The following is an 11278-nucleotide window of genomic DNA, read 5'->3' on the forward strand; positions in this document are numbered from 1 at the left end:
TTTGGATTACTTAAGCTTTACTCTTTATTTACAGTCATTGATTTTTAGTTCCTATTCGATAAGTGTTACTTTCTTAAACAAGTTTGGCAATTGTCAGGATTAACTCAAATTAAGATTAATTTTGATTCTAATTTTAGCAACCTAACTATTTAAACATTCGAAGAGGAAAATATGGCGTCACCTAAATTTCATAATAGTATTCGTAAGTACCACCGTTGGCTGGGATTTTTTTTAGCGGGTATTATGGCCATTTATGCAACTAGTGGGATATTGTTAATTTTTAGATCAACTGACTTTCTCAAGTTTCCACAAACCGAAGTACGCCAGTTAGAGCCGGGTTTGCAGATAGGGTCACTGGGTGAGAACTTACGTCTTAAGAATTTCAAAATTGAGTCTGAATCCAACGGAGTGATTATTTTTAACTTAGGTCAATATGATAAAAATACCGGTGAGGCAGTTATCAATCAACTTAACTACCCTAAACCTCTGGCTAAATTGGTCAAGTTGCATAAAGCCACAACTAATAGCCCGCTGTTTTTTCTTAACATAAGTTTTGGTCTTGCATTATTATTCTTCGTTATATCGGCATTTTTGATGTTTATGCCGAAATTACCTTTCTTCAAAAATGGCGTGAAAATATCTCTAGCTGGCGCTCTATTTGCGCTGTTGGTTGTAATTTTTGCATCATAAACCGCTCATAAATGAATAGCTGAGCCAATTTCAGCTATTCATCATTTATCTATATCAACTTTTTTTCTATTCAACCGGCACGAGTTGCAGCGTACTTTTTGTATTGGCCGCAACATCCGCCTCGCTAAAATCCTGTTTATAGAACTTACCATTGATATATGACTGGGCTTGGTCTTGGTAATGTTTATCAAATAACACCCCACTTTGTCCTACAGGGTTGATACCTAAAGATTGGCTGGCATCGGCTAAGTCAACTAATCTGCGAGTTGAAGGGCCATATACCACTGGCCAAGGTGCTGGCCCCATTTTGTGCGATAGGTTGTTAGGGGTTTCGTGTCCACCAGGGGCGGCAAACTGGCCGACGTTGAATAATGTATCGAGTGGTGTCTGTTGGCCAAGAGGGTGACCATGGGTCAGGGTATGAGCGTTACCCCACTGCCAGTTGTCGGTGTTAGTACCTAATGTGTTGCCTAGGTGTTCTAAACTTGCATTCCAAGCGGCTATCACTGTTGTGGCACGATCTTCGGTAACTGATGTGTCTCGATTATCCCACCATGGTGAATCAGACTCTGTGGCCAAACGCGGCAAAGCAAAGTCAATGGCCCGAGTGTTGATTAGTGTTTTAAAAAAGCTCTCGCCCATCTCGTCACGCATCGCTTCATACGCCAGCTGGTAAACAAACTGGTTAAAAATGGTAGGGGCGATGTCGTTAATATTATGCTCCCCATTCCAGTCGGTGATTAGCTGCACTAACTCTTGTTCATTTGCGCTGACGGTAGCTTGTAAAATAGGTAACAAAGGTTTGAGCAAGCGCTGAGAATAACCGTTGCCGGTGTCGAGCTGCAGTGCTTGGCTATTTTGTATGTTCCACTTCACTTTATTGTTGGTCAAATGTTGATCAATCTGTATGCCTCGAGCGGGTAAGTTGTAATACCCAGGGACTTCAATATTACTGTCAGGAAGGGGCTGATAATTGGCTGAAACGATATAACCACGATCCGGATTTTCTTCCTGAGGGTTAGCAGTAAAAGGTACAAAACCAAGCTTATCTGCTTCAGAACTACTGCCGTCAAGGATGAATGTGGGATTGACCCCGCTAGGACGCAAAGGCAGTTTAGCCGCTGCCCACCAACCAATATCACCACTGGCATTAGCCCAAACTATATTAAGCCCCGGTGCATGAATTTTTTCACTGGCTGCTCGCGCTTTTGCCAAGGTATCCGCGCGGTTTAATTGATAAAAAGCGTCAAGAATAGGGTTTTCAGTTTCAAGAAAAGCCCACCACATGGCGATGGGGGTTTTACCGGCATGTTTGCCAAGGGCATCGTTGATAATTGGCCCATGAGGAGAACGACGAAGAGTGAGTGTGACGGGGTCACCACCTTTGACGTCAATTGTCTCACTACGACTTTGCAAATCAACCCATTGGTTCTGATACCAAACTTGATTCGGGTTATTTGGATTGAGCTTTTCAGCGATCAGATCAATATCATCATTTTGGAACATGGTAATGCTCCAAGCAAAGTCTAGATTGTGGCCTAGGCTGGCTGCTGGATTGAGCGCTTGATGATGACCATATAATTCAAATCCTGGATAAGACAAATGTGCTTCGTACCAGACTGACGGAACTGCAAATCCTATATGCGGGTCTCCAGCTAGTAGAGGTTTACCACTTGATGTGCGGCTGCCAGATACTGCCCAAGCGTTACTGCCTTCAAACAGAGCTAATCCGTTATCTGCAAGTGCTTGTTGGCTGATATGAGCAAGCTGATTAAGGTCACTCCAATCATTAACTGTCAGAGTGGAAGGCACAACACCCTCCGGATGCCAATCGAGATCAAACACTTTAAGGTAGTTGGCGCCAAGTTGGTCGCGTACATAAGTTAACACCGGTTCAGTGCGAAACGCTGCGGCAAAACTGTAAGCCATATAACCCGCCACACTGAAAGTGTCCTCGGCGGTAAAGGGACGTTTTGTAATGCCTAGGATGTCAAACTCCAGTGGAGCTGGTTGTGTGTCTTGATATTGATTAACACCATCTAAGTAGGCAGTTAATGCTTTATAGGCCGGCGTGTTTTTATCCATCTTCGCAGCGTAGGTGTCAGTGTGAGCGCGAATGCCTAAGGTGCGAAATAAGCGGTCGGTGTCGAGTAGATTTGGCCCTAGTATGGCGGCTAATTCGCCTCGTGCTAAACGGCGTACCATTTCCATCTGAAACAGGCGATCCTGAGCATGCACATAACCGAGGGCGCGGTACATGTCGGCCTCGTTTTGCGCCTGAATATGAGGTACACCGCGTTCATCAAAACGTACGTTAACGGGTGCTTGAAGATTAGTAATACTTACTTCACCACTGCGTTGTGGCTGTTTGTTATAGATATATAAGGCAAAGGCGAGACCGATAAAGGCCAGAATAAGAATGATGATTTTTAACAGGCGTTTCATTGTACCGTTCCGTTTTTAGTAGGCATTCAAGATAACTGCAACATTACAACTACTGGTAATGCTGAGCTATCTAGGCTAAATAGTTGAGACCGAAGTGAATTTATCTGGCCAATATAACCAGGTATTCCGCCATCCAGTTTACTTGCTCTCATCTTAAGGCTTTTTCTAATCTAATTCAGATTTATATAGTTTTAACTTTGTAATGGCCGGTTTAGCTGCTTTTCGCATGCGATTTAGTACTGCTAGTTTTTTGAATTCATAAAATTTAACAGCGGAAACCATTTTCATAAAGCCATCTAATCTATTGTTTTGTAGCCACTTTTTAAGTCCAGGTTCTTTAGACCAAAAGAATTGATTCATCATATTTTTATAGGTCAATTCAACCCAATCGAAATCATGGTTAGGTAAGGGTACAACGCGGCACAGGTTATTTTTCTTTTCAATGTCTTGATAGGCCAATTCGATATGCGCAATAAACGATGCGCTAAATACCGGCTGATAGGAGCGCACTGTTTGTAGGGTAATGGTGTCGTTGGCAAACACCTGACTGATCTCAAGATTGGTAATGGCGCTGGCGGTGCAATCTACAACAGTTTGTCCTATAGGTAATGCCACTTCACTTTGTTCAAACTGCATTTTATCTTTATGCAAAGACACAACTCGTCCTTGGCGGATCACGTTTTTTATCTGCTGAATTTGTGCTAACTCTTTCTGACTAATAGTCGCACCGTGAAACATCTTGGGTAACACTTGTGTATCCAAACGCAAAAACACACCAGCTTTTTCTAGGCGTAAGAACATATCTGGCATTGAAGTCGATTCAGCAATGGCTTCCATTTGTAATGCTTGTGCACCTATAGTGTCAAAGAAGAATTCAGAAGATGGCTGAGTATTTTTGCGATCAATAAACCAAGCATCTCTGGGCATAACCCACATGATGTTATCTGCTGGTACACCTTGCTCTAATAACCATAAACATGAGTCTATAGCGGTTTTTCCGCCCCCGATAATGGTCACACCTTGAATAGGTGAAGATAAGTAGGGGAGGTCGTTGGGCGGTATGAAATTTACATCATGGTCAATATGAAATGCAGGCGTATGAGTCGCGGGAATGCTTGTTTTGTAATAGGTAGAGTCAACCAATTTTTGAAAGGTAACATTAAATTTTTTACCGGTAACCAGTGATTTTATTAGCCCGTTTCCTAAGTATTCACATCTTGGAAAATAGTGAACACGGCCACTAGGCAAAAATACTTCATGCATTAAATCATCATAATAGGCATTGACCTGTGCGCCTGATGCCAGTTCATTTAGACCTTTGTTTAAGCCAACTTTATCAATCACTCCACGGCTAAGTTCTTTGGAACTGACGCCATAAAAAGAAGACGGTTGATGTAATGTCACAAATGAATAAGCATGATTCCAATGACCACCGGGTTTATGTTCTTTATCAACTAAAATTATTGATACTGCTGACTCGGCTAATAATGTATCGGCAAATGCCATACCACTTGCCCCAGCACCCACAATAAGATAATCAGCTTGAATAGTTTTGGTCATATAGACTTCTATGAATTACATTCCTAAGTGTGGCTAATGTAATTGGATTATCCATAATGCACAATCTTACTGTTGTATTTTCATGATGATGAGAAAAGTGAAGATTAAATAGTCTGCGGCTAATGAATCATTCTCAATACAGCCATGGCTAGTTCTTTTTTACACTTTCAATTACTATTCGAGTTACTTGCTTGTTTTAAAATGATATATCGATGTTATGAATATGAAAGTATTTGCAGTAGCTGTGTTTTTATTGTTTTCGCAAATTGCCTATGCCTCCAAGGTTATTTTAATTGTACCGGATAATCAGGGGCAGTCATTTTGGAATATGGTTCGTCAAGTCAGCATAGCTTCAGCCGACAGCTTAGGGCTCCAACTTGAAGTGGTTTACGGTGGTGATAATCGTTTTACCACTCTAGATGTCATCGAAAAAATAGTTGCTCGTCCGGAAAAACCAGACTACCTCATTTTTCGGCCATTTCATGGTAATGCCGCCAGTATTTTCCAGAAAATTGAGGATAAAGGTATCGCCTTTGTCACTTTAGAACAGGCATTTTCTGGTGCCGAAGCTATTGAGTTGCAATTGCCTAAACAAAAGTACAAATACTGGCTTGGTGAAGTGGCTTATGATAACGCTAACGGAGGCACGTTACTGCTCAATGCTTTACTTAATGAGCAACGTATTCGGCAACCGGATGTAAAACCTTCAGTAACTGGAATCGGTGGAGATTTTGATAATCTATCCATCAATAGAGAGCGAGCCCTGAGAAACCTTGAGGGTCGTTTAGATTTCAGATTGAATCAAGTGTTCCCTACCTACTGGGAGCCTAAAAATGTAGCGGCAAATTTTGACATGATGCTGAATAGGTACCCAAAAACTAATATTTTTTGGTGTGCCGGTGATCAGCTGGCGTTAAAGACGTTAGAGTACTACCAGCTAAAGTTTAAAAAGCCAATTGTTTTGGGAGGTTTTGATTGGATGCCAGAGGCATTGTTGAAAATACAACGAGGAGAATACACTGCTTCTGTAGGCGGGCATTTCTTAATGGGAGCTATTGCTTTGACAAAAATTTTTGATTATGACCACGGTATTGATAGTTTTTCAGGTCAGCCAAAATTTTATGATTTTGAAGTCATTACAAAAGACAATGTGGATAGCTATTTGAGCTTTATGCAGCAAAAAAAGTGGCAAAAAGTTGATTTCAACAACTTCTCGGCTGTAAAAATGGGCGAAGCTTCCTTAGCATTAACCATGCGAAATATTATTCAGTCATTGGCTCAAAAATAATGTATGTGGGTATAATTTTTTGCTTACTAAATAAAGGCTGGATAGCAACATCTTGGCCTAGCTTATTCAAGCTCAAGCTAGGCCAAGTAATTGCACGTTAGACATAGAATAGTTAACGATTAAGACGTTATTTGGTAGGTAATGTCCAATCAGGCCTCGCAAAATGGCAAGTATAACCATCGGGACGGTCTTCTAAATAATCTTGGTGTTCAGGCTCTGCTTCCCAAAAATCGCTCGCCGGCTCTAGTTCGGTAACCACTTTACCAGGCCACAATCCAGATGCATCTACGTCAGTAATAGTTTTTAGTGCTACTGCTTTTTGTTCATCAGATACAAAATAAATAGCTGAGCGGTACGAAGCTCCGGTGTCATTGCCTTGTCTATTCTCAGTGCTAGGATCATGAATTTGAAAGAAAAATTCTAAAATTTGGCGATAACTGATCACCTCATTATCGAACATTATTTCAATACCTTCCGCATGGTTACCATGATTGCGATAAGTCGCATTTGGTACTTCACCGCCTGTGTAACCCACTCGAGTGGCTGTCACACCAGGCCGTTTACGAATAAGATCCTGCATACCCCAAAAACAACCACCGGCTAATACTGCACGTTCAATTGTCATGATTAAAACTCCTCTACTTGATCTAAATAAGCTTCATACCCTTTACTACTCATTTCTTCTTTAGGAATAAAACGCAGTGAAGCTGAATTAATACAATAACGCAGACCACCTTGGTCTTTGGGCCCATCAGGAAACACATGCCCAAGGTGACTATCACCATGGGAGGAACGTACCTCAGTACGAGTCATACCGTGAGAGTTATCGGTAATTTCATTTACATTGACGGCGTCTATAGCCTTAGTAAAACTTGGCCATCCACATCCTGAGTCAAATTTGGCCGATGAGGCAAATAAAGGTTCACCAGACACAACATCCACATATATGCCAGGTGAAGTATTATTTAATAATTCACCTGTGCCGGGGTGCTCTGTTCCGTTTTCTTGGGTCACGCGGTATTGCTCTGGTGTTAAAGCAGAAATTGCATCCTGTGATTTTTGATATGTATTCATTATTTCCTCTTTGCCATAAACGACAGAAACTCTGTGAAGTGTAACAGACCTACTCTTCGAGTATTTTATTGCGATTGTGGGATAAAGATCACTATTTTTAGAAGTTTAGATCATTCGGGGATAAATATTTCTCATCCGTGGTGTTAACAGTGCATTCAACCTTTGTCTGTTAGGTTATCTAAAAATTGTTAATGGTTGTGGAGTTTAATTTGTCGATGTATTGTTAATAATAACAATATGTTACCTTTAAATTTAGCGCTTTCTATTATGCTTAATTGGATCTTGTATTAAATGACCAAGCAAACACCCATATTTGCTAGCAGTGCAATTTACCTAAAATTCGAAAAAATCTACTTCTCGATTGCTGCGTTTTCACTGCTGTTAGTTCTGTGGCAATACTGGGGAATGAATCAGTTGCTCGAGGTTTACCCGAGCAAAGCAAAGGTGACTGTAAGTGGTGATTTTTTAAATGGAGGCCGCTCAAAAAGTACTTTGAATATTGCTGATGATGGCGCACTGCTGAACTGTGATATTAGGCCTTCCTCAACATTTGCTTATTGTTCGTTGGACATATCTATTGGTGATGGCATCAATAATGGTGTAGACGTCAGTCAATTTGATCACCTAAATCTTTGGTTAGAACATGCTACTAATAGGCAAGATACAGTTCTAATATATTTAGTAAATAGGGAGATTATTTCTGATAATTTGGATCCAAGTTCTCGCAATGCTAGCAATAAAAGTAATTTTCAAACTATATTACCCTCAGCAGGTAGTCACTATTACTCGTTGCCATTAGACCAATTTACCGTACCTTCATGGTGGATTTTACTGCATAAAGCGACGGGAAAGTCTGCCAAAGCAAAACTCGACAATGTAATTGGTTTGAATATTGCCACTGGTGACAGTCTTAATTTACGCAGTGTAGATATCAAGTTAAAAAGAGCGACCCTTTCTGGAAAGTGGATATCGGCGAATATTTTATATTTGATATTGGTGATTATCTGGGCAATAGCGATAACACTTCACGCCATTATTAGAGTTTATCAGTTAGCTAATCAGCTTAAGTTAAAAAGAAGTCAGAATGCCTCACTTGAGGAGTTAAATAATTTTCTGAGTATTCAGAAAGATGAATTTGAAGTATTAGCCAAAACCGATTCATTAACAGGGGTGTTTAATCGAGCTGGCACCAGAGATTTATTTGAACATATGCAGAACCAACAGGGCCAAACATATTCGTTAATCATGTTTGATATTGATCACTTTAAGCTGGTTAATGACACTCATGGTCATCAATTAGGTGATGAGGTACTCAAGGATTTATGCAAATTAGTCGCTTCACTGATTAGGGATACAGATCATTTTGCCCGCTGGGGCGGAGAAGAATTTATCGTTATATGCAGAGATGCTGATTCTAAAGACGCGCTTATTATGGCAAATCACCTGCGTGAAAATATTGCAGCAGCGACCTTTACAAACGGTGTGTCAGTAACTTGTAGTTTTGGTTTGTCTGAGTATAAGAAAAAAGGTAAAAATACGATTAAAAGAATGTTTAAGAGCGCTGATGCTGCTTTATATAAAGCCAAAAAAGGGGGGCGTAATCGCGTGGAATATTAAGTATTCAACGCTCCTTTTTCTCATTAACTGCTAACCTCGCTAACGTTTGAATTACACTATCAATATCAGAAACACATTCAGTGCAACTCAATACAATAGTTTAAAACTACCTTGATTGAGCGCACTGAAACGTTTTGCTATAAAAAACAAATATTAAAGGTTTATAACTTGCCTGCCTGTATTTGCTTATGAGCATAATCTACCGCACGAGCAGTGAGCGCCATATAAGTAATACTAGGGTTTTGTGTACCTGAGCTGGTCATGCAAGCGCCATCCGTTACAAAAACGTTTGGCACATCATGCATTTGATTCCATTTGTTTAAAACGCTGGTTTTTGGATCTCGGCCCATACGTGCGGTGCCCATTTCATGAATACAGGCTCCAGGGGCTGTGAGATTGTTATGACTTTCGATATTAGTACAACCAGCTGCTTCAAGCATTTCAACTGCACTTTTTACCCCATCTTCACGCAACGCCATTTCATTTTCACGTAATTTGGCGTCAAAAGTGATGATTGGCATACCATGTTGATCCCGTTCATCAAAATTAAGATACATGCGGTTATCGTGGTGGGGCAACATCTCACCAAAACAAGTCATTCGGACATGGTAGCCACCTGGCTTAAATATCTCGCCCTTAAGGTCGGCTCCTATTTTTCCGTCAGGTGTATTTTTACTGCGCATCGCCTCGCCTTGATAACCAAAGCCACGTTTGTAATCAGTACGTTTGCTTTGTTCATCAATATTAGTAAAGCGCGGAATATAAAAACCAACAGGTTTGCGCCCTTGGTAATAATCATCTTCATGACCCGGAAGCTGACCATGAGCACCCATACCATAATGGTGATCCATAATATTGTGCCCAAGTTCACCACTAGTATTGCCTAGGCCATTGGGGAAAGTTTCAGAACGGCTGTTAAGTAAAATAGCTGTGGTACCCACGGTACTGGCATTACAGAATATTATCCGAGCTGAATAATCAATCACATCGCCAGTATTAGCATCTTTTACTCTGACTCCACTGGCTTTTCCTGATGCCTCATCGTATAAAATTTCCATTACGATACTGTCTGGTCGAAGGGTCATATTTCCGGTTTCGGTTGCAACCGGTAAAGTAGCTGATTGGCTACTAAAATAGGCCCCGAACGGGCAGCCTCGCCAGCAACGAGAGCGGTTTTGGCACTGTCCACGTGCGCCTTTATGTACTTCAGGGTTATATTCACTTAAATTGGCAACACGACCTGGAGTCACTACGCGGTCGGGGTATTTTTCTGCTACCGCTTCACGCATTTTTTGTTCCGCACAATTAAGCGGGAAAGGTTTTAAAAATACGCCATCGGGTACTTGTTTTAAACCTTCAGCTTGTCCAGCCACACCGACAAATGTTTCAACATAATCATACCAAGGCTCTATGTCGGCGTAACGAATTGGCCAATCGACTGCCACACCTTCTTTGCTGTTGGCGGTAAAATCGATGTCACTCCAACGGTAACAATGACGCCCCCACATTAACGAACGACCACCTACATGATGACCTCTGATCCAGTCAAAACGTTCATCTTCTTTGTAGGGATACTCATCATCTTTATTTATAAAGGGTTTGTTGTCTTCATTAACCCACCAGGCTAATCGACTTTGTTTTGGGTAATGCTTACTAATCTCTTGTTTTGACACTTTACCTTGATTCGGTAAATCCCAAGTATCCAAATGGGCAGTGGGATAATCACCATGTTGCACCATAGGTCCTCGTTCAAGTACCAATGTTTTGTAACCCTTAGTGCAAAGTTCCATTGCAGCATAACCGCCACTGATGCCTGAACCAATTACGATCGCATCAAATTCATTGTTTTTATTCATAGTTATATCGCCCATGCTTTACCTCCTAAGTCTTCAAGAGACACGCAGGGTTTGTATTCTCCAGGGATCGGTAAATAGTTAAGGTGATTTTCTGCTATTTCTTCAGTGCTCAGGTAAAACGCAACTGTTTGTTGTTTAAGGTCGATATAGGCCCAATAAGCTTCGTTACGCTGATTTTCAGTAAGGGCTTCTAAAGATAACAATAAGGTTTCTTGTTCTTTTCTATCCAGAGAATCAAAATTTTTCGAGTTTAAAAAAGACTTAAGTTGGTGAAAATGAGCGGTAAACTTTTGCTGATAGTCTGATTTATAAACCTGGTCGAACATATTATCTAAGATGTAATTCACCTTAACCTCAGAGGCCGAGGGGCTGTCTGTTTTTGGCAAAATGACATCCATAATCTGAGTGATTAAGGTAAAATCTTCGGAGTTGAAAAATACTAATGATGAGTGTGCCGCTGGCGTTTCTTTTACCTGTTGGCTACACCCAGATAGCATAATACCGGTTAGAGGTGCACAAATTGCCGTACCGGTGAGCATGGCTGTGTACTTTAAAATTTCCCGTCTATTCATTAGTTGCCTCTCAATAATTTCTTATCCCATTCGCACGATAAAGTGCTTACGGATTTTTTGGCTTTAACTTAACCCTATTGTTTTTACTTTGACTTTTTATATGGCTATGTTTGTATTAACTGTTGTTGAACACTAAACATACTGTTTTTATTGAACTTTTCATCATTGTCCAAATA

General features: G+C 40.8%; 9 protein-coding genes. 3 read left to right on the forward strand and 6 right to left on the reverse strand.

Annotation, left to right across the window (positions count from 1 at the left end):
* Positions 1 to 171 precede the first annotated feature (171 nt).
* Positions 172 to 690 carry a hypothetical protein gene (locus QZ488_RS12440; protein ID WP_293749130.1) on the forward strand — a complete coding sequence of 173 codons (519 nt, stop codon included), beginning with the start codon at positions 172 to 174 and terminating at the stop codon, positions 688 to 690.
* A 66-nt stretch (positions 691 to 756) separates the two neighbouring features.
* On the opposite strand, the gene QZ488_RS12445 is transcribed toward QZ488_RS12440, so the two are convergent.
* Complete coding sequence (locus QZ488_RS12445) at positions 757 to 3135, reverse strand: penicillin acylase family protein (RefSeq protein ID WP_293749132.1); 2379 nt, start codon at positions 3133 to 3135, stop codon at positions 757 to 759.
* Between the two features lie 165 nt (positions 3136 to 3300).
* Positions 3301 to 4695 carry an NAD(P)-binding protein gene (locus QZ488_RS12450; protein WP_293749134.1) on the reverse strand — a complete coding sequence of 465 codons (1395 nt, stop codon included), beginning with the start codon at positions 4693 to 4695 and terminating at the stop codon, positions 3301 to 3303.
* A 217-nt stretch (positions 4696 to 4912) separates the two neighbouring features.
* Here QZ488_RS12450 and QZ488_RS12455 point away from each other — a divergent pair, with 217 nt between their 5' ends.
* Positions 4913 to 5983, forward strand: a complete 1071-nt coding sequence (locus QZ488_RS12455; RefSeq protein WP_293749136.1) for an ABC transporter substrate-binding protein — start codon at positions 4913 to 4915, stop codon at positions 5981 to 5983.
* Between the two features lie 127 nt (positions 5984 to 6110).
* Here the strand turns inward: QZ488_RS12455 and msrA are convergent, their stop codons facing one another.
* Complete coding sequence (gene msrA, locus QZ488_RS12460) at positions 6111 to 6608, reverse strand: peptide-methionine (S)-S-oxide reductase MsrA (RefSeq protein WP_293749138.1); 498 nt, start codon at positions 6606 to 6608, stop codon at positions 6111 to 6113.
* A 2-nt stretch (positions 6609 to 6610) separates the two neighbouring features.
* Complete coding sequence (msrB, locus tag QZ488_RS12465) at positions 6611 to 7057, reverse strand: peptide-methionine (R)-S-oxide reductase MsrB (RefSeq protein WP_293749140.1); 447 nt, start codon at positions 7055 to 7057, stop codon at positions 6611 to 6613.
* Positions 7058 to 7348: 291 nt separating this feature from the next.
* Between msrB and QZ488_RS12470 the strand changes: the two genes are divergently transcribed.
* Positions 7349 to 8674, forward strand: coding sequence for a GGDEF domain-containing protein (locus QZ488_RS12470; RefSeq protein ID WP_293749142.1), 1326 nt, complete (start codon positions 7349 to 7351; stop codon positions 8672 to 8674).
* 161 nt (positions 8675 to 8835) lie between these two features.
* On the opposite strand, the gene QZ488_RS12475 is transcribed toward QZ488_RS12470, so the two are convergent.
* Both QZ488_RS12475 and QZ488_RS12480 read right to left on the reverse strand, forming a co-directional pair.
* Complete coding sequence (locus QZ488_RS12475; protein ID WP_293749144.1) at positions 8836 to 10545, reverse strand: GMC family oxidoreductase; 1710 nt, start codon at positions 10543 to 10545, stop codon at positions 8836 to 8838.
* The gene (locus QZ488_RS12480; RefSeq protein WP_293749146.1) at positions 10533 to 11102 is read right to left on the reverse strand and encodes a gluconate 2-dehydrogenase subunit 3 family protein; all 570 of its coding nucleotides are present in this window, start codon (positions 11100 to 11102) and stop codon (positions 10533 to 10535) included. The genes QZ488_RS12475 and QZ488_RS12480 overlap by 13 nt, the downstream gene beginning before the upstream one ends.
* Positions 11103 to 11278: the final 176 nt, after the last annotated feature.

The organism is uncultured Paraglaciecola sp. (assembly GCF_913020055.1).
In the GTDB taxonomy this organism is placed as follows: domain Bacteria; phylum Pseudomonadota; class Gammaproteobacteria; order Enterobacterales; family Alteromonadaceae; genus Paraglaciecola.

What these genes read in the sequence shown, in the direction of transcription:
- QZ488_RS12440 (WP_293749130.1), top strand. Translation starts at nt 172, where the DNA reads ATGGCGTCACCTAAATTTCATAATAGTATTCGTAAGTACCACCGTTGG.
- QZ488_RS12445 (WP_293749132.1), bottom strand. Translation starts at nt 3,135, where the DNA reads ATGAAACGCCTGTTAAAAATCATCATTCTTATTCTGGCCTTTATCGGT.
- QZ488_RS12450 (WP_293749134.1), bottom strand. Translation starts at nt 4,695, where the DNA reads ATGACCAAAACTATTCAAGCTGATTATCTTATTGTGGGTGCTGGGGCA.
- QZ488_RS12455 (WP_293749136.1), top strand. Translation starts at nt 4,913, where the DNA reads ATGAATATGAAAGTATTTGCAGTAGCTGTGTTTTTATTGTTTTCGCAA.
- msrA (WP_293749138.1), bottom strand. Translation starts at nt 6,608, where the DNA reads ATGACAATTGAACGTGCAGTATTAGCCGGTGGTTGTTTTTGGGGTATG.
- msrB (WP_293749140.1), bottom strand. Translation starts at nt 7,057, where the DNA reads ATGAATACATATCAAAAATCACAGGATGCAATTTCTGCTTTAACACCA.
- QZ488_RS12470 (WP_293749142.1), top strand. Translation starts at nt 7,349, where the DNA reads ATGACCAAGCAAACACCCATATTTGCTAGCAGTGCAATTTACCTAAAA.
- QZ488_RS12475 (WP_293749144.1), bottom strand. Translation starts at nt 10,545, where the DNA reads ATGGGCGATATAACTATGAATAAAAACAATGAATTTGATGCGATCGTA.
- QZ488_RS12480 (WP_293749146.1), bottom strand. Translation starts at nt 11,102, where the DNA reads ATGAATAGACGGGAAATTTTAAAGTACACAGCCATGCTCACCGGTACG.